The sequence below is a fragment of the Emticicia sp. W12TSBA100-4 genome (genome assembly GCF_040253585.1).
Classification (GTDB): Bacteria; Bacteroidota; Bacteroidia; order Cytophagales; family Spirosomataceae; genus Emticicia.
This window is the reverse complement of the sequence record NZ_JBELAU010000004.1, coordinates 371,072-397,638: the sequence shown is the minus strand read 5'-3', so window position 1 is coordinate 397,638 and position 26,567 is coordinate 371,072. Positions and strand designations below refer to the sequence as shown.

Sequence of the window (26,567 nt, the reverse complement as noted above, 5' to 3'; positions counted from 1 at the left end):
CTAATAAAATGATTTCGAAAAAAGCAAAATATGCACTGAAAGCCCTCAAGGTCCTTGCAGAAAGATACGAGTCGAAGCAACCGATTTTGATTGCTGATATTGCCGAACAACAGAGTATTCCGAAGAAATTTTTGGAGGCAATTCTGCTCGAACTCCGCAATAATGGTGTACTTCATAGTCAAAAAGGAAAAGGTGGTGGATACCAACTCAGAATGTCACCAGAACAAGTTTCTATTGCTAAAATCGTCCGTATCATTGATGGGCCGATTTCGCCAATGCTTTGTGTATCGCTTTATTTCTACGGAAAATGTGATGATTGTGCCGACGAAAAAACTTGCAAAATCAGACCTATTATGGAGCGGGTTCGAGATGCTAACTTGGCAGTTTACGAAAATACGACATTGAAAGATTTGATGGATTTGCCAGAAGAGGAATAAATAGTCAACGGTCGATAGTCCGCAGACAACAGTATTTCAATGAGTTATAATTACATTCTTGATAATCAGACAAATAATATAACAAAAACGGCACAAAAACTAAGTTTTGTGACGTTTTTGTTACTAATCATTAGTTGTTGAAATAATTTATGGCGAAGTCGGAACTTCGCTCCAGAATTTAAAACTGATAAACGATTGCGTTGCAGTGCATTCCTGCACCAACCGATGCCATCACGACTTTCATTCCTTCCTTGATGTTGTAATTTGCCAACTCGCTTTTACGAATCAAATCAAGCATTGTCGGAATGGTCGCTACTGAAGTATTTCCTGTAAACTCGATTGTAGTGGGAATTTTTCCCTCAAAAGACAGACCTTCAATATTATACATTTGAGCCAAATTATTAGCAAAAGCATGTAGCATTTTGCCATTTGCTTGATGAAATAAAAACATATCAACATCAGACGCATCTAAACCAGCTTTATCAAGGGCTTTTTTGATAACTTTCGGTACCCAAACTGTGGCATATTTATAGACATCTTTACCATTCATTTTAAATAATGTCGGATTTTTCAGTTCCTTATTATACGAACCACTCAAGTAAATACACGAAACATCTTCTTGGGCGTGTGAGTAAGTAGCATAAGACACAATGCCCGAATTATCTGTTTCGGAAGCTGAAATAATGGCAGCCCCACAACCATCGGCCAAAATCATGGAGTCTAAATCGTGAGGGTCGAGCAAGCGTGATGCTACCTCAATTCCTACCACCAACACATTAGTAGCATCGCCCATTTGAATGGCTTGATGTGCCTGAATAATGCCCTGCAACCAACCTGGGCAACCAAAAAGCAAATCATAAGCAAAACATTCGTGGTTGCTGATTTCGAGTTTATTTTTGAGCAAAGCCGCCATATTTGGTACAGTATGAAAACCCAACGTACCTTCAAGCATATTACCCGCATTATGAGCCACAATTATTCCATCTATTTGGTTTTTATCAATTCCTGCATCTGAAATCGCATTTTTTGAAGCTTCAACCATTAAAGGCACTGAATCTCCTTTTTCGGGAATATATCTTCTTGATTTTATGCCAGTAATAGCCTCCAGTTTTTCGATGATTTCTTCGGCAGGTTTTGGATTCACGACACCATTGGCGTCCATGAATTGTCTATCCAAAAAATAGGAGTTTTCTATGATGCGTTCGGGTAAGTGGCTTCCCGTTCCTTTGATAATTGTTTTCAATGTTAGTGTTTTATAGATGGTTTTGCAGTTTAATCTAAAAGAAAAATTATTGACGATTACGGCGACGGCGAGACTTTGATTCTTCCTCTTGTAATGGTACAACCTCTCGGTAAGCCACTTGGGGTGCTTCGATAAGAGACATGTTTTTAATATTTTCTGGTAATTTTTTAACTTCAATTGCCGAAATTGGTTCTAAATCGATTGCAATGCGTGGGTCGAGCAAAGTTGTGGCATTTTTAAGCCAGCCATAGGTATTTACAGGAAACGGATTGCCTTCTTCATCAATTCTTAGGTAGGTCATGTGCAAATGCGTATCCGAACGGGGCATGGCAGCATTGAATCCTGTTCGACCAACAAGTGCTATTTTTTGGCCAGCACGCACAGTTTGTCCCGTTTTTACATAAATTTCTCTTTGGTGAGCATAGTACCAAAGTCCACCAGTGGCGGTGTCATAAATCCAGATATAATTCCCACCACGATATTCGCTACCAGCTTGCCAGCCATTTTCGGTGGCTATCACTATCCCATCGGAGGTTGAAAGTACTGGTACATAATCACCAGTTCGATCGTCTCGACAATCTTGGTCTTTATCTTTCATAAAAATATCATGAGCAGGGTGGCTTCCTTTTTTGGTTTGATCGAATAAATCATATCCCCGAGGAATGTACCCACTACCACGCCCACCAACGGCACGAAAATCGAAACCCATCAACGGAAAACAGATTTGCACTTGGGTAGAGTCATAACGAGCAGTTGGGTGAGCTTTTTTCAGAATCATCATCATCTCTTGGAAACGCTCACGGGCTTGCTGGGGCGAGAGTTTATACTCACGAATATCGACCAGCAACTGTTTATATCCATTAATGACGCTGAGGTATTGTTTATGGGTAACGGAAGAGGTGTCTTTCTGCAAAAGCAGGAAGTTAAAACAAAAAACAAAAATTTTAATCATACTTTTCAACGAGTCACCGCATTTGTTTCTGGCACGAAATTAAGAAAATCTTGTGCTAATACAGAACCAAAACACTCAAAATCTTAGTTTAGTTTAGCATTTTTTACAGTAAAATTAAACTTTTTGACGATAAAATTTCACTAAACAACTATTAGTCAATATTTTAAGGTTATTTTAATTTGCATTTATTTAATTTTGTGCCTGAACCAAAAATTGTATGTATGCGAAGAAAGTATTTTATTGGTTCGTTGATTGTCATTTTATCGTTGTCAAATTTGGTCAGTAGAGCAAATTTCATCAGCGAAACTCCTACCAAAAAAGTATCGGTATCGGCTAATGAAACACCTATCGGGGAATCTTATCTAAAGTTAGCCAACGACATTCAGCGGTATGCCAAAAAGTTTATCGGAACACGCTATAAAAGTGGTGGAAAAGCAGCCAAAGGCTTCGATTGTTCGGGTTTTGTGGGCTATGTTTTCAAGAAATTCGGCATGAAACTCGGAGCTTGTAGCACCGAAATGTTTAAATTGGGCTACGATGTTGAAACAAACGAAGCACTTCCTGGTGATTTAATATTTTTCAGAAGGGGACGCAGCTCAAAAAGTGGTATTTCTCATGTTGGTATTGTGGTTGAATCAACCGCTAAAGGTTTGAAATTTATTCACTCCGCAACGAGCAAAGGCGTAACTATTAGTTATCTGAAAGACCCTTATTACTCGGCTCATTTTGTGGGTGTAAAACGAGTAATTGATAGCTTTAAGTAAGACCATTTTGAGTCGGGAATTTATATTTCGGTACAAGTATTTAAAAAACGCACTTGTACCGAAAAAGCTTTAAGTTTGTTCAAAACTTCATTCTGACCACACTCGTGTATTGTCCTCTGATGATAATTTCTTGACCATCAACTACAATTTTTACAGCCTTATTAGCAGGATTATGCCCCCAATAAGCCGTATAAAGTACATCTTTGCTATCATCATCACGTTTTTTCATTACTAATGGAAACCCTTTAATGAAAGCTTCGGTCGGGAGCTTATTATCGCCAGTTACTCGACGACCATCTGGCAATGTTACATCTGGGTATTCGATGGGTGTATTTGCTTCGATAATATCTTTGTTTACGCTCATCGCCCACACGCCTGCCATAAGCCAATCAATATTTTTCTGAGATTGAAACGGATAACTCGAAAGATTCTCACCAAAACGATTCTCAAGAAACTTATCGGCTTCAAGTTCCATTGCTTTGCTTCCCCACAAATCGGGATTATCTACTTTTGTGTTAGGGTCACTCCAAAGGTCTATTCCGTCGAGCCACATGCCCCATACTCCCCAACTTTGCATTAAATCGGGTGGGACAATCGGCTTGATTTTAATTTTAAAAACTTCTCCCTTTGAGGTTCGATGTGTTTGCTCACCTAATTGCCAATCCATTGCTTCTACTTCGTGCCAGATATTAGCCAGAGCTTTTTTGGTTGGTTCAATTTTTTTCGAGATAAGCCCTTCGGTCATTAAATGATAAATAGTACCTACATTTCGTAAATCATTACAATAGTTTCCAACGTGCGATACCGTAACTATTTCTCGTACCGAATTCCAAACATTTCTGGTTGGCGATGTTGGAAATGTCCGATTATAGGCTTCAAAACCACTTCCCTGCCATATCAATACACTCGTCATTCCTTGGGCATCTCGTTCGCCTTCAAATTTTGCACGGCTTACTATTTTTGGGCTCAAACTCCCGATAGCAAATTCTCCTTCAGCATTTTGACGTTTGAATTCTTGTAAAGCAACACCGATTTTATACATACTTTTACTACTATTCCAAACCCCAATAGGCTCGAAGTTGAGACTCAAAAAACCTGTTTTCACGTTTGGTGCAACCACATTTGCAAAGTTTTTTCGTAAAACTTCAGTATCTACTCTATCGAGCCATTGGTTAACAACTTCTTCGGTTGTTGTATAAGCCTTAGGGCAGCCTGATTCATAAAGCCAACCATCATAATCCATCCATGCTCTACGAGCGGCATTTGGAGCATTATGTACATAGCTTACTCCTCGTTTCATGGCTTTTTCGCCACTTATATCTGAACCTGATAAATATGAAAACTTTAATATTTTACCTTTTGGCAAAGTAAATTCTGGGAAGGCATCATAAAAATCAGGCAAAATACTTTCGCTCACATATTGCGTTGGGTTCCAGAAATAGACAGCGTTATTGACAGTATCAGTCGTCATACGTTTACCAGGTACTGTAATATATTGTTGAATCCAATTTCGGGCATTCCAGTATTTAGTCCGATCGGTATAAACTTCTATCACACTAAGGTCAAAGCCAGCCATTTCCGAAATATCTAAATTTTGCAAAGCAGAAGTATTAGATTTTTCTCCCAAACCAATGTAAAAGCCTTTTTCGTAGTTTCTATCATTCAAAAAAGATACATGCCACTGCTCTTCGCTTAGTTTTCCATTTTCAACTTTAAGTTTTGAAAATGTTTCTCCTGCCAATCCATTCGGGACTTTAGGATAATTCGCAAATTTCATATCAATACTTTTTCCTCGTCGAGTTGTCGATAATAATGGCGGCTGAGTTTGAGGTAAAGTTGTAGGTTTTTCTTGCGAAATTATTGGAGGAGTTTCTTTTGGTAAAGTCTTAGGTTTTGAAGTATTGGCGGCATCAATGGCTTTTTGTCCGCACAGAATAAAGGTAGTTCCATCAGCAGTTTTTTGTTGGATACAAAACTGAGGAATCACAAAGCTTTTGGGCATTTCTAAACCTCCATTTCTTGTAGGTTCGGCAAAATACTGTACATGATTTTTGTAATTAGTCACTACATCTGGGCGTGAAAGCATATTAGCTCCACGCACCACAAAATTGTCCATTTCGCCCTGAATTACAAAAATTTTATCACCCGTAAGCCAAGCTCTTAGTGGCTGATTAGTTGTTTGCCATTGACCAATAATCTGCCCGTGACGAGGCCGTAAAACCAACCTTCGGAATTGAGCAGAAGTGTCTATAAATGCTACAAAAAGTAGAACAACAGCAAAAATTTTTCTCATTAAAATAAAGTTTAAAGGCTAAATCAAGTCAAATTTATGAGTTTGTAGTAGGAAATCCGAGCTTTGGATTCTGATAAAATTGATGCTTTTACGAAAATCAACAGTATTTACTCATTTTTAGTATTCATTTTCAGCAAAATCATTTCCTACAAACGAGTAATATCTGATTAAGAAATGGGCTATTTCCTAATATTTTGTTTTTCCATCATTTTAAGCCCATAATTACGTATCGTTGTTATGAGTTCTATGATTTCCTTCCCTTGTTCTGTTAGGCTGTATTCTGTCTTTGGTGGCACTACCGCAAAAACTTCACGGTGGATATAGCCATCTTCTTCCAATTCTCTGAGCTGCGTAGTCAGCATTTTATCCGAAATATGCGGAATATCCTTTCGTAATTCACCATAACGCATGGTTTGGTCTTTCAACCTCCATAAAATCGGAGCTTTCCAAGTTCCACCAATTTGTTCCATCACCAGCTGCACTGGATTATAGTAAACTTTCCCGTTATATATAAAATCTGGCATACTAACTATCTGTTTATCAATTACTTTCCAAAAAGTATGTATCGCACTTTTGGGTTATACAGTTGGTAAAAGTAGATACTGTTTGCAGATTTGCAAAGTAAAGTTGCAAAAATATCTAATCATCAACTAAAGTCATTATAGCACTTAACATTGATAAAATCCATCAAAAACATGATAACAGAAGTAAATAATTACGTGCATTTTCATGGTGCACCTACGAAAGGAAGAATCTTAATGGTGGCAAGTTCGCCAAGCGTAAGTAAACAAACAGGCTGGCCGATTGGCTTTTGGGCAGCAGAATTAACCCACCCTTTGAGAGTGTTTCAAGAAGCTGGCTATGAAGTAGAATTGGTTTCGACCGAGGGTGGGAAATTAGAAATGGACGGATATTCCAATCCAACCGATGCCAGTGGTTATTCGGCACATGACGTTATTTCTCTCGGATATTTACAAAAACCTGAGTTTAACGCCATGCTCGAAAATACCAAAAAGCTAACCGAGGTTGATGCCGCTAATTATGATGCCATCTTTTTGGTAGGTGGTCAAGGGCCGATGTACACTTTCAGAGGCAACCATGATTTAGAAAAACTATTTGTTTCATTCTATGAAGCCAACAAACCAAGTGCCGCCGTGTGCCATTCAACAACCTTGCTTTTAGACGCAAAAAAATCTGATGGCGACTTAGTAGTAAAAGGAAAAACTTGGACAGGCTTTGCCGATGCCGAAGAAGAATTTGCCGACCAAGCCGTAGGTATGAAAATTCAACCATACAGAATTGAAGCAGAGGCCAGAAAAATAGCAGAAACTATCTTTAAAGTAGCTGCCCCTTTTAGCTCTTATGCCATCGAAGACGGAAATTTGATTACAGGACAACAACAAAATTCTGGTGCAGCCGCTGCGGAATTGGTAGTAAAACAATTAAATAAATAATACGATGAATGCGATTAATTGGTTTGAGATTCCCGCTCTTGACTTAGAAAGAGCCTTTCAGTTCTACACTTCGGTCTTGCACGGAAACGTAAGAAAAGGAACATTTGGCAATGGTGAGTTAATTTTATTCAATGTGCCTTTCAATACTGGCGAGGCAGTTGGGGGTTCTATCGTAGTGCGTGAAGATTTAAAACCTACTACCGATGGAGCAGTAATTTATCTCAATGCTTTCGGAAAACTGAGCAGTGCTGTCGAAAAAGTTGAAAGTGCTGGTGGAAAAACAATCATTCCCGAAATGAATCTTGGCAAATTTGGTTTTGCGGCCATTATTATCGATAGTGAAGGAAATAAAATCGGCTTGTTGTCTGATGAACAATAAAACAACTCTGCTTTTAATGGTAATGTTTCTTCTGCGAAACATTGCCATTGCCCAAATTCCCGTAGAAGTTTTTGCGGGTCATAAGAAAACTACGGTCGATGTCATGTTTTTCAAGTTCTTTAAAAACAAAGCAGGGCAAGCATCAAAATTCTTGTTTTTCAACCGAAACCGAGCGAGTATCGACTATGCCATCACAAAAACCACCAACTTACCACAATTCGGATTCACAGAGGCCGTCAGCTACAACCACCCCAAACTAAAAGGGTTTGCTCCTGTGGCGGTGGTTCAAGTACTAAACAAAGGCATTTCTCCGAAAGCAGGTATCCAATTTGCAAAAATCACCAAAAATTATACGATTTTCAGTTGGGCAGTTTCCGAAACTCTTAAAAATCCGAATATAGATTTTTTCTTTTTGAGCAGATATACCCCAAAACTGACCGATAAACTCAACTTATTTTCACAAATCGAACTCATCAATAGCTTTCCATCTAATCAACAAAATAACCTCGCATTTACACAACGATTTCGGCTGGGTTTAAAAATAAAAGAATTTCAGTTTGGTGCAGGTTTCGATTTGACCCAACAGGGCAAAGGTATTTTCATCAAAAACGAAAATTTTGGAGCATTTACACGATATGAATTTTAGAAAATGATAGTAAAAAGAAATTTTGATTTGCGAAAAGTGTTTCAGAATATTCGTTCAGAAACACTCACAACGCTACTCGTGGCAACAAGCGTTTTTGCTTTGCACACATACAAGGCGATTGATATTGCTTTGCCGTTTTCTATTGCTGGAATCTTAGGTTCGGCATTGGCTATTTTTATTGCCTTCCGCAATCAGAGTAGTTATGCTCGATGGTGGGAAGCTCGTACCATTTGGGGCGGAATCATCAACAACAGTCGCATTTTTGCCCGACAAATCATCGCAAACGTCGATAACGCCGTGGCAATCGGTAAAGCCAATAAGCAAGAAGCCGATTTACACAAAAAAGAAATGATTGACCGCCAAATTGCCTTTGCTCACGCTTTACGGCTCCATCTCAGAAAGCAAAATATAACCGAAGAATTCCAGCATTTACTCACCGAAAGCGAGTATGAAACCCTCAAAAACAAGCAAAATCTGCCAAATATTTTGCTTCAAACACAAGGCATTAGAATAAAAGAAGCCATGCAAAAGGAAATGTTGGGGGCTTTTGATAATATTAGTATGGAACCTAATTTGGCAACTTTTAGTAATTGGCAAGGAGCTTGCGAGCGTATCAAAAACACGCCGCTACCCATGAATTATCAATATTTTACTAAATTATTTCTCTATGTTTTTATTTTTGTATTGCCTATCTGCCTGATTGGCGATTTCAAGAAAATGAACATCGACTGGATGCTCATTCCTGTGAGTTTTATCATCAGCTTTGTGTTTTCGGTGCTGAATAAAGTAGGCGAAATCAACGAAAATCCTTTTGAGAATAGTATTTCGGATATACCAATGACGGCACTCTGCAATACCATCGAACGAGATTTAAAAGAAGCTCTGGGCGAACCTTTGCCCGAAAAATTAGAAGCAAAAAATGGATATTTATTTTAAAATCAACGATATATGAAAGTAGCAATTATTGGTTCGGGAAATGTTGGAGGAGCATTGGCACAACAATGGATTAAGGCGGGTCATACAGTCTTAATAGGTGCAAAATTTCCTTTAAGTGAAAAAAACATCAATTTGGCAACAAAAATTGGTGAAGACAGATTTGCAGCCATCGAAAATGCCGTGAAGCAGTCGGAAGTGATACTCATTGCCACGCCACCGACGGCTATCTTTGAGGTTTTAGAACAAATGGGCGATGTATCGGGCAAAATACTCATTGACGCCACAAATTCAGTGATGAAAACACCCGAACCATACAAAACGGTATATCATTGCTTGGCCGACAAAACAAGTGCCGAGGTCGTAAAATGTTTCAACACTACGGGTTTTGAAAATATGCTAAACCCCAGCTATAACGGCGAAGGAATTGATATGTTTATGGCAGGCGATAGCAATAACGCAAAGGCCATTGCCAAACAACTGGCTTTAGACTGTGGGTTCAGCACCTGCATAGATTTTGGAAAAGCCGATAAAGTAGAATTACTCGAAAAATTTGCCCTTTCGTGGATAAACTTAGCCATCATGCAAGGTCATGGCCGAGATTTGGCCTTTAAGCTTATTCGCAGATAAGTGATTTGAGGCGTATTTAATTATAAAATAACTCGCACTTATAAACGATTTTCTTCGTTTTACTAAAAGTCACCTAATCAGATGGGTGACTTTTTTAATTTTATTATAATCCTTTTGGTCGTATTTTTGTTATTCTAAAAAGAAAAAACATTACCACATGAAAAAACATTTTCTTGCAGCCTTCATGGCGTTTTCATCATTAGCCAATGCTCAAACGCTTCTTGAAGACCAATTTCAGTTTAATTTTTTGGCACTTAACCCTGCCTTTGCGGGTGCAAGAGAAACTTTCAGCATGAATGCCATGCTCGGAAACCAATTTAACGGAACACTTCGCCCACAACAAATCTATCAACTTTTCTCAACCGATGGAGCAATTCAACAAGGTCGTGGTGGTTTGGGACTTCAAGCCTTCAATAGCAATATAGTTGGATTTAATAATTCGGGCGTAAAAGTTTCCTACGCTTACCGCAAACAAATCGGCGATTTATTCTCGGTCGGCCTCGGAGCTGATGCAGGCTTTATTTATCAACCTACACTTTTGGCGGGTCTTGGTCTAAAACAAATGTATCCGTATGCAGGTTTGGGAGGTTTGCTAAACGCCGAACGTTTCTACGTTAGTCTTTCAAAACCAGTTCTTTTCATTAACAACGAAGGGCTTTTCAATAGTAAAAAACCTTTTTATACAATGTTGGGTTTTTCATTAGGTGAATACGACGGCACCATGTTTAATATTAGTGCTTTGGTTGAAACCAACCAAACAGCAGGCAATGGTTTCCATCTGAATGGAAAAGCATGGTTTGGACGAAAATTTGGACTGGGCGTTTCGTATCGTTCACAAGAAGTTGGTGGAGCAAGGGTTAATAAACTTATTCCAATGGCTGAATTTCAAGTTTCAGAAGCCATTCGTTTGGGAGCTTCTTATGATACTAAGCCGCCAACATTCAGTAATACAGGAACACCCACCAGCAATTTCCAACAAAGAGGTATTTTACAGATTTATTTCCGATATGAGGGTCGTGGCGATGAGCGTAGTACAAATCGTTTGAAATATTATTAATAAATGAATTATTACATCAGATGAGTAATTATTGCCATCGCCTTCTATTAAAAATTGAATAATTTCAATTTTTAATTTACCATTATCCATTAATCATTAGTTTATCTATTTGAATTTTGCAAAAAAAATGTTACTTTATAGAATACGTACCGTAACTTTGCACAGATTATAAAGTTTACTCATTTCCGACATATACCATAGTTCAATGGACCAATTTTCATACATAGCCAATGCCGACGTAGCCGCATTGGACGCACTTTACCAACAATACAAAGAAAATCCAACTTCTGTTGACGAAAGCTGGCAGAATTTCTTCAAAGGTTTTGAATTTAATCAAACATTTAACGGCTCAAACGGAGCAACAAAGTCTGTTGCGGGAATTCCTGCCGCTGGCACTCCTGTTAGTGCAGAACATACCCGCAAGGAGATGGAAGTAGTGCATTTGATTCGTGGATACCGTTCACGTGGACACTTACTTTCAAACATTAACCCAATCGGAGGAAGAAGAGACCGCCAACCAATGCTCGACCTTGCTGATTTTAATCTTTCAGAGGCAGATTTAGATACAGTATTTGAAGCTGGGGTTGAACTATTCGGAGAAGCCGCTACACTTCGTAAGATTGTTGATGCTTTAAAGAAAGTTTATCTCGGAAAAATCGGTTTTGAATATCTATACATTAGAGATAGAAAAGCAAAAAACTGGTTGCGTAAGAAAATCGAAAACGAATATCTGTATTTCGACCCAACTCGTGACCAAAAACTTCGTATTTTCGAGAAATTAAACGAAGCCGTAAACTTCGAGAATTTTATTCATACCAAATTCTTAGGTAAAAAACGTTTCTCGCTCGAAGGTGGTGAGTCAACCATTCCTGCCCTTGATATTGCCATCAATCGTGGAGCTGAACTTGGAGTAGAGGAAGTTGTAATAGGAATGGCTCACCGTGGGCGTCTGAATGTTTTGACAAATATCTTGCAAAAACCTTATGAGCAAGTATTTAATGAGTTTGAAGAAAACGTTCAACTCGAATCTTATAGTGATGGTGATGTGAAATACCACATGGGCTATACAAGTCAAGTGGAAACCCCTGAAGGACACCGTATAAGTCTAAAACTTATGCCAAATCCTTCGCACTTAGAGGCTGTAAATCCAGTTGTTGTGGGTTATGCTCGTGCCAGAGCCGATGCACACTTCGAGAAAGCAGCAGTAAAACCAAACGACCGTGATGATATTTACGATAAAGTATTACCAATTTTGATTCATGGCGATGCAGCCATTGCTGGACAAGGCATCGTTTATGAAGTTACACAAATGTCTGACCTTCCTGCATATTATACGGGTGGAACGCTACATTTCGTAATCAATAATCAGATTGGTTTTACAACTGATTTTGAAGATGCTCGCTCGTCAATTTACTGTACTGATATTGCAAAAATTATTGATGCTCCGATATTCCATGTCAATGGTGATGACCCAGAAGCCGTAGTTTATGCCATGAAACTGGCCGTTGAATTCCGCCAAGAATTCAACCGTGATGCTTTCGTGAATATGATTTGTTATCGTAAATATGGTCATAACGAATCTGACGAACCACGCATGACGCAGCCGACGATGTATAAAGTCATCGATAAACACGCTAATCCACGTGAGATTTATTTGCAAGAATTAATGACTCGTGGCGAAGCCGATACGAAGTTTGCCGAAGAAATGAAGAAAAGCTTCGAGGGTGAATTACAAGATCTTTTGGCGAAAGTAAAACAAAAACAATTACCTTACCAAAAACCAAAATTGGAAGAGGCTTGGGAAAAACTCCGCCGTTCGGTGCCAGAAGATTTCGAGAAGTCACCAGCAACAGGTATTTCACAAGAAGTAATTGATAAAGTTGGAAAAGCACTTTCAAATGTTCCAGCCGATTTCAAACCATTGAAGCAAATCGAAAAGATTTTGGACGAAAGAAAAGCCATTTTTGCCAAAGACAAACCATTTAACTGGTCGGTAGGAGAATTGATGGCTTATGGTTCGATTCTTAATGAAGGGAAATTTGTTCGTTTCACAGGTCAGGACGTACAACGTGGTACATTCACGCACCGTCATGCAGTATTACATGATTCGGAAACCAACGAAAATTATAGCAACTTAGCTCATTTGGGAGAAGGACAAGGCAAATTTGAGATTTATAACTCACTTTTGGCCGAATATGGTGTTATGGGTTTTGAATATGGCTATGCAATGGCCAACCCTGACGCTCTCGTAATTTGGGAAGCTCAATTCGGTGATTTCTCGAACGGAGCTCAAACCATGATTGACCAATTTATTGCCGCTTCCGAGTCGAAATGGAACGCCATGAATGGCTTGGTACTTTTACTACCACACGGCTATGAAGGTCAAGGCCCTGAGCATTCAAATGCTCGTCCAGAGCGTTTCTTGCAACTGGCGGCTGAATATAACATGTACGTTTGTACTTGTACTACGCCAGCCAACATCTTCCACATGCTACGTCGTCAATTGGCATTACCTTTCCGTAAGCCATGTATTCATTTATCTCCAAAATCAATGTTGCGTCACCCATTGGCGGTTTCAGCAATGAGTGATTTTGCCGAAGGAACGCACTTCCAAGAAGTTATCGGAGATAAATACGCTGACCCTAAAAAGGTTAAACGTGTATTGCTTTGCAGTGGAAAAGTTTACTACGATTTACTCGATAAACAACAAAAAGAAGGTCGCACCGATGTAGCTATCGTGAGAGTTGAGCAATTACATCCATTCCCGAAAACACAAGTTGAAGCTGAATTAGCTAAATATAAAGCAAAAGAAATTCTTTGGGTACAAGAAGAACCTGAAAACATGGGTTATTGGTCATTTGTATTGCGTGAATTCCCAGAAGTTGGTTTGGGCAATGTAGTGGCTCGTAAATCAAGTGCTTCACCAGCAACAGGTTTCACGAAAGTACACGCAAAAGAGCAAGCTGATCTCGTTGAAAGAGCTTTTGCAGCAAAATAACACCAAAGAAACTAAGTTAGTCTTAGAAATTGTTGATATATAATAAAGAAGAAAAACAGCAGTAGAAAAATAGAATCATCATGGCAATAGAAATGAAAGTCCCTTCGGTGGGCGAATCAGTAAGCGAAGTAACCATCGCTTCATGGACAAAAAAAGACGGTGATTTAGTCAAAATGGATGAAGTTATCTGTGAATTAGAATCAGATAAAGCCACATTCGAATTACCCGCCGAAGCCGACGGAATTCTAAGAATAGTAGCCCCAGAAGGTACTACCCTACCGATTGGAGCATTGATATGCAAAATCGAGGCTGCGGGAAGCACAGCAGTAGCAGCTCCTGCGGCAGCCGAAGCTCCAAAAGCAGCAGCCGAAGCACCAGCAGCACCAGTTCCTACCAAAGTAATTGACGTAGTTGTACCAGCAGTTGGCGAGTCAATTTCTGAAGTTACGATTGCCGCTTGGAGCAAAAAAGGAGGCGATAGCGTAAAAATGGACGAAGTTATCTGCGAACTCGAATCAGATAAAGCCACTTTTGAATTGCCTTCACCAGAAAACGGAGTATTGACAATCGTTGCCCAAGCAGGCCAAGTTGTGCCAATTGGCGGAGTAGTAGCTAAGATTACGGTAGGCGGTGCAGCAGTAGCAAGCCAACCAGCAGCGGCTCCTGCACCAACTGCAAGTGCAGCACCAGCAACTTCTGATTCAAGCTATGCAGCAGGTCATCCATCACCAGTAGCGGCGAAAGTTTTGGCTGAAAAAGGTATCGACCCAGCAACAGTTCAAGGTACTGGCATTGGCGGACGTATCACTAAAGATGATGCTGTAAAAGCTGAAAAACCAGCAGCAGCTCCAGCACCACAAGCAGCAAAACCAGCGGCAACTCCTTCACCAGCAGCCCCTGCTACTGAAGGCGGTAGAGTTTCTCGTCGTGAAAAAATGACTTCATTGCGTAAAACAATCGCCAAGCGTTTGGTTGCAGTAAAACAAGAAACAGCAATGCTCACAACCTTCAACGAGGTTGACATGAAACCAATCATGGAATTAAGAGCAAAATATAAAGATAAATTCAAAGAAGTTCACGGCGTAGGCTTAGGCTTTATGTCATTCTTCACGAAAGCTTGTGCGATTGCATTGAAAGAATTCCCGTTGGTAAATTCATACATTGATGGCGACGAAATCGTTTTCAATGATTATGCAGATATTGCCATTGCGGTTTCAGCTCCACGTGGTTTAGTTGTACCAGTTATTCGCAGTGCAGAAAAATTGAATTTTGCTCAAATTGAGTCAGAAGTTGTTCGTCTGGCAGGAAAAGCCCGTGAAAACAAACTAACGATTGAAGAAATGACTGGCGGAACATTCACTATTACTAATGGTGGTATCTTCGGCTCAATGCTTTCTACACCAATCATCAATGCTCCACAATCAGCTATCTTGGGTATGCACAATATCGTTGAGCGTGCTGTAGTAGTAAATGGAGAAATCGTTGTTCGTCCGATTATGTACGTGGCTCTAAGCTATGACCACCGCACTATCGACGGAAAAGATTCGGTTAGTTTCTTAGTAAGAGTAAAACAACTCTTAGAAGACCCAACAAGAATTCTTTTAGGTGTGTAATCATGACTAAGTGGGAATATAGAACGGTAACTGTTGAAACTGAAGAAGCAAAAACTTTCATAGACAGTCTTAACATTCTTGGTGGTGAAGGTTGGGAACTTGTTTCTACATTTACCATTGAAAATATTGCCAGTAGGTTTCTTGTTAGTGGTACTGAAACTTCTGGAATTGTAGCGGTTTTAAAAAGACCGAAGGAATAAATTTGATAAAAATATTATTCGTCTCATAAAAGAGATAAGCAAAAATATGCAATACGACGTAGTAGTAATAGGCTCAGGGCCTGGAGGATATGTGGCGGCGATTCGCTCGGCACAATTGGGCAAAAAAGTTGCCATCATCGAAAAATACAGTGTTCTGGGGGGAACGTGTCTGAATGTTGGATGTATTCCATCAAAAGCCCTCCTCGACTCTTCGGAGCATTTCTATAATGCTGCTCACCACTTTGCCGACCACGGTATTGAGATTCCAGCTCCAGTAGCAAATCTTAATAAAATGATTGGCCGTAAAAATGGTGTTGTTGAGAAAATGAACGCAGGTATCAATTTCTTGATGAAGAAAAACAAGATTACGGTTCATAATGGTCTTGGTTCGTTTGTTGACAAAAACACCATCAAAATCACAAAAACTGATGGTTCGGAAGAAACAATTACGGCTCAACAAGTAATCATCGCAACTGGCTCGAAACCAACGATTCTTCCTTTCATGAATTATGATAAGAAAAGAATAATTACGAGTACAGAAGCCTTGAATCTTCCTGAAATTCCGAAACATTTAATTGTAATCGGTGCGGGCGTAATTGGTGCCGAATTAGGTTCTGTTTATGCACGTTTAGGTGCGAAGGTTTCGTTTGTAGAATTTGCCGATTCGATGATTCCGACAATGGATAAAACGATGGGCAAAGAATTACAAAAATCAGTTAAGAAACTTGGTGCAGACTTCTTTTTCAATACGAAAGTAACAAAAATCGAAAACTCAGGCGAAGAAGTTACCGTAACTGCTGAAGCTGCCGATGGAAAACCAGTTGAAATCAAAGGTGACTATTGCTTAGTTTGTATTGGTCGCCGTGCATATACCGATGGCTTAAATTTAGAAGCCGTTGGTGTAGCAACTGACCGTGGCAAAGTTTTAGTTGACGAACATACTTTGGAAACCAACGTAAAAGGAATTTATGCCATCGGTGATGTAGTTCGTGGGGCAATGCTTGCACACAAAGCAGAAGAAGAAGGCGTTTTTGTAGCCGAAGTAATGGCAGGACAAAAACCACATATCAACTATAATCTTATTCCTGGAGTAGTTTATACTTGGCCAGAAGTTGCTTCAGTTGGTGCAACCGAAGAAGAACTAAAAGCCAAAGGTGTAGCCTACAAGGCTGGAAGTTTCCCTTTCAAAGCTCTCGGCCGTGCAACTGCCAGTGGCGATACTGATGGTTTAGTAAAGGTTTTAGCTGATACTGCTACTGATGAAATTTTAGGTGTACACATCATCGGAGCAAGAGCTGCCGATATGATTGCCGAGGCCGTTACAGCAATGGAGTTCAGAGCAAGTGCCGAAGACATCGCTCGTATTTCACACGCTCACCCAACATACATGGAAGCATTGAAAGAAGCTGCTTTGGCCGCAACCGCCAATCGTGCGATTCATTCATAAGAAACATTTTCTATTCCTGAAAAGCCCTTCATTTAGTGTGAAGGGCTTTTATATTTTATAATGATTCCATTTCCAAACCCAATTTTCTTAAATTTGCAGGCCGATAAATATTAAAGCATGCAAAAACTCATCGAAAACTCGCCAATCAAATGGCATCATCTACTTTTTTTTAGTCTTTTAGTCGCTATCATTCCTCATACTGGCTTTTGGTATGATCTGAATAACGACTGGCCTCGTTGGTCGGCTTATGCCTTAGAACATGGCTTAAGCCAAATCTATAATTCTGACACCAACTATATGCCTATTTATCTGCACGGCCTCTACTGGTTTGGCAAACTTCACGGTACAAAAGAACTCATTTACGCCAATAGCTATCAACTAAAATACTTCTTTTTATTGTTCGATTTTGCGGGAGCAATCGCTATTGCTTATGCTCTACGTCAGTACTATACTCGCCAATTTGTTGAATATATGTTGCTCTTCAACATGGGTTATTTGTACTGCACCACAATTTGGGGACAACTTGATAGCGTTCCGACTACTATCGTAATTATAGCCATCATCTGTCTGTTCGAGCGAAAACTCCTTTGGGCATCACTTTTCTGTACATTATCAATTTATGCGAAACTGCAAGCCATCGTTTTTTTACCATTTTTTGCTATACTACTTATTTATCAGCTGAGTATAAAATTTGATAAAATGCTGATTCTGAAAATGTTGGCAGTATCTATCATAGCTCAACTCATTTTGCTCAGCCCATTTATTTTAGGCGGAACTTTCAGCAATTTCTTAAAAGTCGTACGAGAATCAGTCGGCTTTTTTCCTCGTGTTTCGGTCAATGCTTTTAATATTTGGTATTTATTCCTCAAAAAAGACCCCAGTACCATCAATGATACCTTGATCTTTGCAGGGCTTACTTACAAAAAATGGGGCTTTATTATGTTTTTTACACTATCAGCCATTACATTTTTACCATTGATAATCAATACATTAAATAGAATACTTTCTAAAAAAACCTTAGACCAAGAGTATTATGCTATTCTTTGGCTAACGGCCGCTACTACCGCAATTGTATTCTTTTTTGTGAATACCCAAATGCACGAACGATATTCGTTTCCTGCTATTCCGATGTATTTTGCTTATGCCTTACTTACTAATCGTTATTCCATTTTTGCCCTAACTTCGATTGCTCATTTGATGAATGTCGATGGCACAAATAAATATTTAGGAATAAACCCTTTTAAACCAGAGTTTACTGCAATGATTTTCGGAGTAATACTGCTAATGTCATTCCTAAGCCTTTATAAAGGCTTTAAGTTGAGATTGAATATTTCATAAATTCCAAAAATATAATAAATATAAATATTTCAAAATAAATTGAAAATAAATAGTACAACTTTTGCTTGTGTCATTTCACTAATAGCTTGCTCACATAAAATGAACCCAGATAAATACAAAAAAAGTCAGATAATTTTTGGGAGTGGCGGCGGCTTTACGAACTTAGTAAATGAATATCATCTACTCGAAAATGGTCAACTTTACCATAAAAAAAGTACAGACACCTCTTTTACAGAACTCGGCAAACAAAATACCGATTCAGTTAAGATACTTTTTGCTAAAACCAAAATCTTATTTGAAACGAACAAAGGGTTTCGTGAACCTGGCAATATGTATTACTTTATAAAATTTAAGCACGATTCTGTCAGAAACGAGATTATCTGGGGAGCGTCAAAAGAAAGCACTCCAGCAAAAGCAAAAGATTTATATAAAGAATTGATGAATTTAGTACATTTGAAATAATTTAGAGGAACTCCACAAGACAAATTTCCAACTTATTAATAACCTTTTGCATAAAAATACCTCACCAAACAAAGCTCCCAAATAATATGAGACTGACTTTTATCCTTCTCTTTTTTGCCATAACAAGTACTTTCGCTCAGAAAGGCTTCGACAAAAAACATAAACCACTGGCAGGTAAAACTACCCTTCCACAAGGACAATTTACAGAAATTAACGGGCAAAAAAACGATAGAAATACTCGTCAGTCAAGTTTGCCTTCACTCTCAACGAAATTCGTAAACAAACTTAAAGTAACGCACGATAGTGAGACAGGTGGAGTTTTAATGATTGAAAATCTATCAAAATCCACGGCACCCAATGCACGAAAAGGCTTACAGGCAATGGCCATTGATTTTTTAGGTGATGTAAAAACTGCTCTGAAAATAGAAGATCCCAATCAAGAACTCGAAATGATAAACATGGAGTCGGACGAAATCGGTATGACTCATATCCAGCTTCAACAAAAATATAAAGACATCCCCGTCTATGGTGGCGAAATTTGGCTGCATACCAAAGGTGATAAAATTGATATTTTGAATGGTCGTAATTTTCCAACTCCCAATTTAGCATCTATCTCTCCTACCCTTTCTGAAGATAAAGCAATTGCGTTTGCAATGGCTGATGTCGGCAAAAAATCAATTGTCCAGCAAGCAGGCGTTACTGGCAAATTATTGGGCAAAATGCAAAATACAGCCGAGTTAATCATTTTTCATAAGGATGGAAATTTTGCTGATGAGCGTTTGGCGTATAATCTAACCATCCGTCCTAATTTACTGGAACGCTGGACTTACTTCATTGATGCCAATACGGGAGAAGTTCTAAAGAAATTCAATAATACTTGCTCGCTCAATAATCCTTTTACGGCCACCGCTCGTGACCTCAATAATATTTCTCGCTCATTCAGCGTACAACAGTCAGGCAGCACTTATTACATGCTTGATACACAACGTCCGATGTACAACAAAACAACTTCAAAACTTCCCGATGACCCAGTCGGTGGAATTTGGACGATTGATGCTTTGAATTCTACATCGGATAATATGAAGTATGACCAAGTAAAGTCAAACAGTATCAACATTTGGAGTGCAACGGCAGTTTCAGCTCATTATAATGCGGGTCTATGCTATGACTATTATCGTACAAAATTTGGCAGAAATTCACTTGATGGCAAAGGAAGTAGCATTATTTCGGTAATAAACATCGCTGATGATGACGGTAGAGGCATGGATAATGCTTACTGGAATGGTGAATTTATGGGTTATGGTAATGGCCGTGATGCTTTCAAACCTTTGGCTGGGGCATTAGATGTGGCTGGTCATGAAATGACTCACGGAGTGGTAGAAGCAACCGCTCGTTTAGAATATCAGAATCAATCAGGGGCTTTGAATGAATCGTTTGCTGATATTTTTGGCGTTTTAATTGACCGTGACGACTGGACGCTGGGCGAAGATGTAATCAAAGCAGGTTCGTTTCCGTCAGGTGCATTGCGTAGTTTGTCAAACCCTAATCAAGGTGGAAGAAATGACCCTGGTTATCAACCCCGAACGATGTCACAGTATGCCAATCTACCCAACACCGATGAAGGTGATAATGGGGGAGTTCACGTAAATAGTGGTATTCCGAACTATGCTTTCTATTTATTTGCGTCAAATGCCAACGTTGGTAAAGACAAAGCCGAACAAGTTTATTACCGAGCATTAACAAAGTATATGACACGTACTTCTAAATTCGTAGATGCTCGCTTGGCAGTTGTGAGAGCGGCGGCTGATATTAATGGAGACACGTCGCCAGTTGTTGCGGCAGCAAAAGCAGCCTTCGATGCCGTAGGTATTGCCGACCCAAGTGGTAGCAGTAGCAACACAACTCCTCCACCAGTTCCAACGCAAACGCAACAAAATATTCCTGTCAATAACGGTGGTGATTTTATCTTAGTTTTCGAGCCATCATCGGGCAAACTTTATACAGCCAAAGCTAACGCTCCAGTGAGCGACTACAAAGTTATTTCATCAAGTGGTTGTTTGGGAAAACCAAGCGTTACTGACGATGGAATGGTAGCTTATTTTGTGGGTTCGGATAAAAATATTCGTAGAATAAACCTGACAGGTGCTTTCACTGAAAGCAAATTATCAAGCGATGGGGTTTGGGGTAATGTTGCTATCTCGAAAGATGGTAAACGCTTAGCAGCACTGACCGACGAAGGCGATAAATACATTTATATTTATAATCTCGAAGATAGTGGCAAAGGCTACCGATTAACTTTGTACAACCCGACTTACTCTACTGGTGTAAGCACTGGTGAAGTGCAATATGCCGACTCTTTCGAGTGGGATTATTCGGGAGAAAATATCATTTATGATGCTTTCAATAGCGTAAAAAGTATCTCTGGAACAATCGAATTCTGGGATGTAGGTTTCATAAAAGCGTGGGATTTGACCAAAAATGCCATTGGAAGTGGTAAAATTGACAAACTGTTTACTGACCTCGAAGCAGGTGAAAGCATCGGCAATCCATCTTTCTCGAAAAATTCTCAGGATGTAATCGCTTTTGATTATTTTACTGAAGAAGAACCCGATACTTATTACCAAATTGCAATTGATTTAAGTAAAACGGGCGATGATGCCATTGATAGTATCAATGAAAACAATGATGTCGGCTATCCTGGGTATTCTCGTCTGGATGATAAAATGCTATTCAATACCCTCAATGGAAAACAGCAAGATGTCAATATTATTAATATAGATAAAAATAAGATCTCACCTTCGGGAACTGCAAAAATGTTTTTACCCGATGCTTCATGGGCAGTTTGGTATGCACAAGGCACAAGAAGTACAACAACCACCAAAACCGATCAAACTATTAATTTTGGTACAATTGCTGACAAAAACATTGGCGAAAGTTTCACAGTTTCAGCTTCTACGAGTTCAAACTTAGCCGTGACATTTTCGGTAGGCTCTGGCGATCTTTCAATCTCTGGAAATACAGTAAAAGTAGGAACAAATGCAGGAAAAGCGAGCATCAAAGCTACCCAAGCTGGAAATACCCAGTTTAATGCTGCCACCACAACTCAAACATTTTGTATCATTCCAGCTACGCCACGAATCACTTTAAGTGGTGGAAACTATGTAATTTCGGGCGGTAAAAACTTCCAATGGTATGTAGGCGGAAATCCAGTTGGTGGACAAACAACGGCTACTACTTTAAAGCCTGACCTAAACGGCGTTTATACCGTAAAAGCCATTACTGATGATGGCTGTTTTAGTGCAGCATCGAATGGTATTGAGAATAAAATTGCGGTATTGGCCAACGAACCAAATGAAAGTATTAAAGTTGTGATATTCCCGAATCCAACGGCCGACGAACTCAGAATTGAATTACCAACAGGTGCAATATTTAAAGAAGCAAATTTCTATTCAACAACGGGTCAAAACATGATGAGTTTCGACAAACTCTCTAATGATAATTCATTAAATATCAGAAACTTACCAAAAGGATTATATTCAGTAAAAATCGAAACTTCGCAAGGAAGTGCCGTAAGAAAAATCATCAGAGAATAATATATTTGTCATTCAAAGACTAAAACCTCGTCAAATGCCTTGGCGGGGTTTCTTTATCCATAACCTTTTATAACTATGAATAATAAAGAAATTGATGGATTGTTTGCAAGCGAACAAGAGCATCTTAGTAAATTGCACAAGATTGTAGAGCAGACAATCAAAGAAGAGCAATTAATCGTGAATAATTTGCTCAATCCACCCAAAGAAGTGATTTCTCGTGGGCAAGCGATTTCGGATAAAGTGGCACAATTTGGCGGAAGTTGGAAATTTATTATTCTTTTCAGTGTTATTCTTACAGTTTGGATAATAGTCAATGTAACACTTCCCGAAAAAGATAGATTTGATCCTTATCCATTTATTCTGATGAATTTGGTTTTATCAACCATTGCAGCACTGCAAGCTCCGATAATTATGATGAGCCAAAATCGCCAAGAAGAAAAAGACAGAATGAGAAGCGAAAACGATTACTTGGTAAATCTGAAAGCAGAAATGGAAATTAGGGGTTTACACCAAAAAATTGATTTACTGTTGGAAGAACAAATCAAAACTTTGTTTGATACCCAAGCCAAACAGTTTGCCTTACTCGAAGAAATCAATGAAAAATTAGAAAAACATTTAAAAAATAAATCATAAAACCTTATTATATCAATTCATTAACACGATATGTCAACCTTAACATCACCTGTAAGAGTACTCGTAGTTGGCTGCGGAAACATGGGAGCATCGCACGCACAAGCGTATCAATTAATTGATGGATTTGAAATTTGCGGTATTGTATCAACAGGAAAAAGCAAAGAAGTTCTCAACGAAAAATTGGGTGGCGGCTATGCCTTATTTTCTGACTACGCAACTGCCCTTGCCGAAACCAAACCCGATGCCGTTTGTATCTCAACTTATCCTGATACCCACGAAGCATTCGCTATCATGGCTCTCGAAAGTGGCTGCCATGTTTTTATCGAAAAACCACTGGCAGATACAGTTGAAGGCTCAGAACGAGTAGCTGCTGCTGCCCAAAAGGCTGGCAAGAAATTAGTAGTTGGTTATATTCTGCGTCATCATCCATCATGGGAAAAATTTGTAGAACTCTCTCATGAACTCGGCAAACCTTTGGTGATGCGTATGAACCTCAATCAACAAAGCCACGGCGTAATGTGGGACGTTCATCGTAATCTAATGAAAAGCCTCAGCCCGATTGTTGATTGTGGCGTGCATTACATTGATGTGATGTGTCAAATGACTCGCTCGAAACCGCTCCAAGTAACGGCCATCGGAGCAAGATTGACCAACGATATTGCCGAAAGCAATTATAACTACGGACAATTACAGATACGTTTTGAAGATGGCTCAGTGGGTTGGTACGAAGCAGGTTGGGGGCCAATGATGAGCGAAACAGCCTTTTTTATTAAAGATGTAATTGGGCCAAAAGGTTGTGTTTCGATTGTAGCAAAAGAAGCGGGTGGCAGTGGAAAATCAGATAATGTTGATGCTCATACAAAAACAGAGTCATTACGTTTTCATCATGCCGATATTGACGAAAATAATCAGTTCGTAAAGCAAGATACATGGTTTAATTTGAGCGATGAACCTGACCATCAAGAACTTTGTAACCGTGAACAACGCTATTTCTTGAAAGCAATCGAAGAAGATATTGATTTAACCGACCATGTGCAAGATGCCGTAAATAGTTTAAAAATTGCATTTGCTTGTGATGAGTCAGTGCGGACGGGGCAAGTAGTTTATCTATAATTTTTTCAAGTGCCAAAACAAAAACGTCTCAAAGAAATCTTCGAGACGTTTTTGCTTTATGAGTAGTATATCTGCAAAAATCATTTAGTAAACAACTAAGAAAGAAATACTGACTCATCTACGATTTCTTTAACATCATCAAGCTTTCCCAGCATTTTTCTTAGCCTGAACCTCTGCTCTCGTATCTTTAGCCCATTTAGCAAGTGTAGCCATTCCTGCTCTTACACGAGTACCAGCAGCATTGTTTCCTTTGTCATAAAATTTTTCAAAATCTCCTGATAAAGAAGCCACAAGGTCAGTTAATTCTTTGTACTTATCCATGATAGAAATAAAAGGTTTTTGGGTGAATAATGAAAGTATTTGTTGATTATTGAATAGTATGTACTTGCAAGTTAGATATATTATAAAATATTACAAATTTTTCATTAAAAAATACCATCAAAATCGCCTTATTTTTATCTAAAACTAAAAAAGTCTGGCCAAAACCAGACTTATCTCAACAAATAATCAATTCTTGATACTTAAAATCGAAGACCCATATTTATACCAGCTCTTAGGCTAATTGAACCGTAAGATGAATTATAAGCATAGGCATTCGCAATACGCCCAATATCAGTGGTAATACTGAGTAAAAATTTCTCTTTGATTAGAAATTTATAACCAACACCAAAACCAGCAGATGCAATTTTAGGGCGAAATTTTCTAATCGGATTAAAATATCCTACATAATATTTTCCAGCGGTAACCTTCAAAAATGGGGCCACAAAAAAACCTGCATTTCTCTTTTTTTCAGATGTATAATAAAGAAATTCTATTTGTACACTAAAGGGGTTATTTCTTGCTGACCTTAGTTCGTGGTATGGTTTATCAAGGAAAAAAGTTTTTACTACAATTGACTGATAATTATTAATGAAATGTTCGTAAGAAATTGGAATGATACCTCCTACAATAAGTTCAAAGGCATTCACCATAATCTCGTTTTTCTTTACTTTTGGTTTCAATGAATCTTCTTGTGCAAAAAGTGATAATGGAAGAACCATCATTAAAAACAATATTTTTCTCATGACTAATTGTGTTGAAGATTTGTATAAAAAAGGATTCTTACGTACTTAAAACCTAATACCCATATTTGCACCCAATCTTGCCTCAGAAGGTCCAGATAATTGGTAATACCCAGCTTTATTCAGCACACGTCCGATATCAATGGAGAAACCAAATGAAACCTTATTCCTTGATAAAAATTTATAGCCAATACCAAAACCAGAAATTAAGGCATTAACTCTCAATGCTTTGCCAGGAGTATTCAAAAATCTGTTTCCATTATAATCATAATAACTTTCGTATGTTGGTGTGTATTTTCCACCAGTAAATTTCAAAAATGGAGCAAAAAAGAAGCCTGCATTTTGTTTTTTTTCTGAAAAATAGAAATTATACTGTGTCTGAAAGCTAATCACCTTAGTTTGGTCGAATTTTTCTGAGTTAAAATCGCCAGAACTTTTATCAAGGAAAAATGCCTTTACCGTAATTGATTGATTTTTGTCGATAAAACGCTCGTAGCTAATTGGTACAATACCACCAACAATAAGCTCAAAAGCATTAACTATAATCTCGTTTTTATTTACTTTTGATTTCAGTGAATCTACTTGTGCAAAAAGCAATGATGGAAGAACCAACATTAAGAACAATGCTTTTTTCATGACTAATTGTGTTTAAGATTTATATAAGAAGAATGTTTACTTAAAACCTAAGCCCCATATTCATACCAATTCTCAATTCTATTGGAATATATTCAGCATAATAACCTTTTGCATGTACTACACGACCTACATCAGTAGTAAAATTAAGACTAATTTTCTCTTTCCAGAGTAGTTTATAACCTAATCCAAGACCTAAAATTGCTCCGTTTACATCCAATATGGCTTTCTTAAGACGTACCTGATAAATCCCATTATTGTCATAATAACCGCTACTTTCTCCATAATGATACTTGCCTTTGGTAAACTTAAAAAATGGAGAAAAGGAGAACCCTGCATTTTTTTTCTTCTCCGAAAAGTAAAAGTTATATTGTGCTTGTAGGCTAATATAAATATTGTTTGAGTTGAACTCCGTATAACGTTTATCGAATAAGAAAGTTTTTACAGTAATGGACTGATTACTATCAATAAATCGCTCATAAGTAATTGGAATAATCCTTGCTATTACAAGCTCAAATGTATTAATCGAAATCTCATTTTTTTTAATCTTTGTTTTAAGAGAGTCTTGTGCAAAAAGAAAAGATGGCAAGCAAAGCATGAAAAGCAGAAGTGTTTTCATAGAAAGCTATTGTGTAGATTTATAAAAGATATGTGAAGAATGTTAATATTCAGCAAAAAATAAGCTAAA

25 protein-coding genes are annotated in these 26,567 nt (G+C 38.5%); 17 read left to right on the top strand and 8 right to left on the bottom strand.

All coding sequences use genetic code 11. From position 1 onward, the window contains the following. Positions 1 to 8: 8 nt before the first annotated feature. Positions 9 to 437: an RrF2 family transcriptional regulator gene (locus ABR854_RS07315; RefSeq protein WP_350264738.1), complete on the top strand. Its 429-nt coding sequence runs from the start codon at positions 9 to 11 to the stop codon at positions 435 to 437. 178 nt (positions 438 to 615) lie between these two features. Here the strand turns inward: ABR854_RS07315 and ABR854_RS07310 are convergent, their stop codons facing one another. Together ABR854_RS07310 and ABR854_RS07305 are read right to left on the bottom strand one after the other, a co-directional pair. Continuing rightward, a complete protein-coding gene (locus ABR854_RS07310) occupies positions 616 to 1,680 on the bottom strand; it encodes a 3-oxoacyl-ACP synthase III family protein (protein ID WP_350264737.1) in 1,065 nt (354 codons plus the stop codon). A gap of 46 nt (positions 1,681 to 1,726) precedes the next feature. Next, positions 1,727 to 2,632, bottom strand: coding sequence for a M23 family metallopeptidase (locus tag ABR854_RS07305; protein WP_350264736.1), 906 nt, complete (start codon positions 2,630 to 2,632; stop codon positions 1,727 to 1,729). Between the two features lie 221 nt (positions 2,633 to 2,853). Here ABR854_RS07305 and ABR854_RS07300 point away from each other — a divergent pair, with 221 nt between their 5' ends. Further along, positions 2,854 to 3,396 (top strand): C40 family peptidase, encoded by a 543-nt coding sequence (locus ABR854_RS07300; protein WP_350264734.1) that lies wholly within the window; start codon positions 2,854 to 2,856, stop codon positions 3,394 to 3,396. A 79-nt stretch (positions 3,397 to 3,475) separates the two neighbouring features. On the opposite strand, the gene ABR854_RS07295 is transcribed toward ABR854_RS07300, so the two are convergent. Further along, the gene (locus tag ABR854_RS07295) at positions 3,476 to 5,689 is read right to left on the bottom strand and encodes a hypothetical protein (protein ID WP_350264733.1); all 2,214 of its coding nucleotides are present in this window, start codon (positions 5,687 to 5,689) and stop codon (positions 3,476 to 3,478) included. Between the two features lie 179 nt (positions 5,690 to 5,868). Then, complete coding sequence (locus ABR854_RS07290; RefSeq protein ID WP_350264732.1) at positions 5,869 to 6,213, bottom strand: winged helix-turn-helix transcriptional regulator; 345 nt, start codon at positions 6,211 to 6,213, stop codon at positions 5,869 to 5,871. Between the two features lie 171 nt (positions 6,214 to 6,384). On the opposite strand from ABR854_RS07290, the gene ABR854_RS07285 reads away from it, so the two are divergent. The 15 genes from ABR854_RS07285 to ABR854_RS07215 all read left to right on the top strand — a co-directional run bounded on the left by ABR854_RS07285 (position 6,385) and on the right by ABR854_RS07215 (position 24,185). Continuing rightward, on the top strand, positions 6,385 to 7,143 hold the full coding sequence (locus ABR854_RS07285; protein ID WP_350264731.1) for a type 1 glutamine amidotransferase domain-containing protein: 759 nt from the start codon (positions 6,385 to 6,387) through the stop codon (positions 7,141 to 7,143). Between the two features lie 4 nt (positions 7,144 to 7,147). Further along, positions 7,148 to 7,522: a VOC family protein gene (locus tag ABR854_RS07280; protein ID WP_350264730.1), complete on the top strand. Its 375-nt coding sequence runs from the start codon at positions 7,148 to 7,150 to the stop codon at positions 7,520 to 7,522. Next, positions 7,512 to 8,168: a hypothetical protein gene (locus ABR854_RS07275; RefSeq protein WP_350264729.1), complete on the top strand. Its 657-nt coding sequence runs from the start codon at positions 7,512 to 7,514 to the stop codon at positions 8,166 to 8,168. Before ABR854_RS07280 ends, ABR854_RS07275 begins: the two co-directional genes overlap by 11 nt. A gap of 3 nt (positions 8,169 to 8,171) precedes the next feature. Beyond that, complete coding sequence (locus ABR854_RS07270; protein ID WP_350264728.1) at positions 8,172 to 9,104, top strand: bestrophin family protein; 933 nt, start codon at positions 8,172 to 8,174, stop codon at positions 9,102 to 9,104. Between the two features lie 12 nt (positions 9,105 to 9,116). Then, positions 9,117 to 9,731 (top strand): NADPH-dependent F420 reductase, encoded by a 615-nt coding sequence (locus ABR854_RS07265; protein ID WP_350264727.1) that lies wholly within the window; start codon positions 9,117 to 9,119, stop codon positions 9,729 to 9,731. A 157-nt stretch (positions 9,732 to 9,888) separates the two neighbouring features. Beyond that, on the top strand, positions 9,889 to 10,788 hold the full coding sequence (locus ABR854_RS07260; RefSeq protein ID WP_350264726.1) for a PorP/SprF family type IX secretion system membrane protein: 900 nt from the start codon (positions 9,889 to 9,891) through the stop codon (positions 10,786 to 10,788). Positions 10,789 to 10,993: 205 nt separating this feature from the next. After that, complete coding sequence (locus tag ABR854_RS07255; protein WP_350264725.1) at positions 10,994 to 13,786, top strand: 2-oxoglutarate dehydrogenase E1 component; 2,793 nt, start codon at positions 10,994 to 10,996, stop codon at positions 13,784 to 13,786. Between the two features lie 80 nt (positions 13,787 to 13,866). Then, positions 13,867 to 15,399: a 2-oxoglutarate dehydrogenase complex dihydrolipoyllysine-residue succinyltransferase gene (gene odhB / locus ABR854_RS07250; protein ID WP_350264724.1), complete on the top strand. Its 1,533-nt coding sequence runs from the start codon at positions 13,867 to 13,869 to the stop codon at positions 15,397 to 15,399. Positions 15,400 to 15,401: 2 nt separating this feature from the next. Then, the gene (locus tag ABR854_RS07245; protein WP_350264723.1) at positions 15,402 to 15,599 is read left to right on the top strand and encodes a DUF4177 domain-containing protein; all 198 of its coding nucleotides are present in this window, start codon (positions 15,402 to 15,404) and stop codon (positions 15,597 to 15,599) included. A 46-nt stretch (positions 15,600 to 15,645) separates the two neighbouring features. Beyond that, positions 15,646 to 17,046 (top strand): dihydrolipoyl dehydrogenase, encoded by a 1,401-nt coding sequence (lpdA, locus tag ABR854_RS07240; RefSeq protein WP_350264722.1) that lies wholly within the window; start codon positions 15,646 to 15,648, stop codon positions 17,044 to 17,046. Between the two features lie 117 nt (positions 17,047 to 17,163). Then, complete coding sequence (locus ABR854_RS07235) at positions 17,164 to 18,384, top strand: putative hexosyltransferase (RefSeq protein WP_350264720.1); 1,221 nt, start codon at positions 17,164 to 17,166, stop codon at positions 18,382 to 18,384. Between the two features lie 99 nt (positions 18,385 to 18,483). Next, entirely contained in the window at positions 18,484 to 18,846 is a 363-nt protein-coding gene (locus ABR854_RS07230; RefSeq protein ID WP_350264719.1) for a hypothetical protein, read from the top strand. 86 nt (positions 18,847 to 18,932) lie between these two features. After that, positions 18,933 to 22,439 (top strand): M4 family metallopeptidase, encoded by a 3,507-nt coding sequence (locus ABR854_RS07225; RefSeq protein WP_350264717.1) that lies wholly within the window; start codon positions 18,933 to 18,935, stop codon positions 22,437 to 22,439. A gap of 75 nt (positions 22,440 to 22,514) precedes the next feature. Then, a complete protein-coding gene (locus ABR854_RS07220) occupies positions 22,515 to 23,072 on the top strand; it encodes a DUF1003 domain-containing protein (RefSeq protein ID WP_350264716.1) in 558 nt (185 codons plus the stop codon). A 30-nt stretch (positions 23,073 to 23,102) separates the two neighbouring features. Further along, positions 23,103 to 24,185 (top strand): Gfo/Idh/MocA family protein, encoded by a 1,083-nt coding sequence (locus tag ABR854_RS07215; protein WP_350264715.1) that lies wholly within the window; start codon positions 23,103 to 23,105, stop codon positions 24,183 to 24,185. Positions 24,186 to 24,323: 138 nt separating this feature from the next. Here the strand turns inward: ABR854_RS07215 and ABR854_RS07210 are convergent, their stop codons facing one another. From ABR854_RS07210 to ABR854_RS07195, 4 genes are all read right to left on the bottom strand, one after another. Then, positions 24,324 to 24,506, bottom strand: coding sequence for a BF3379 family histone-like protein (locus ABR854_RS07210; protein ID WP_350264714.1), 183 nt, complete (start codon positions 24,504 to 24,506; stop codon positions 24,324 to 24,326). 200 nt (positions 24,507 to 24,706) lie between these two features. After that, entirely contained in the window at positions 24,707 to 25,249 is a 543-nt protein-coding gene (locus ABR854_RS07205) for a DUF3575 domain-containing protein (RefSeq protein WP_350264713.1), read from the bottom strand. Between the two features lie 45 nt (positions 25,250 to 25,294). Further along, positions 25,295 to 25,882 (bottom strand): hypothetical protein, encoded by a 588-nt coding sequence (locus ABR854_RS07200; protein WP_350264712.1) that lies wholly within the window; start codon positions 25,880 to 25,882, stop codon positions 25,295 to 25,297. Positions 25,883 to 25,922: 40 nt separating this feature from the next. Continuing rightward, positions 25,923 to 26,498 carry a hypothetical protein gene (locus ABR854_RS07195; protein ID WP_350264711.1) on the bottom strand — a complete coding sequence of 192 codons (576 nt, stop codon included), beginning with the start codon at positions 26,496 to 26,498 and terminating at the stop codon, positions 25,923 to 25,925. Positions 26,499 to 26,567 lie beyond the last annotated feature (69 nt).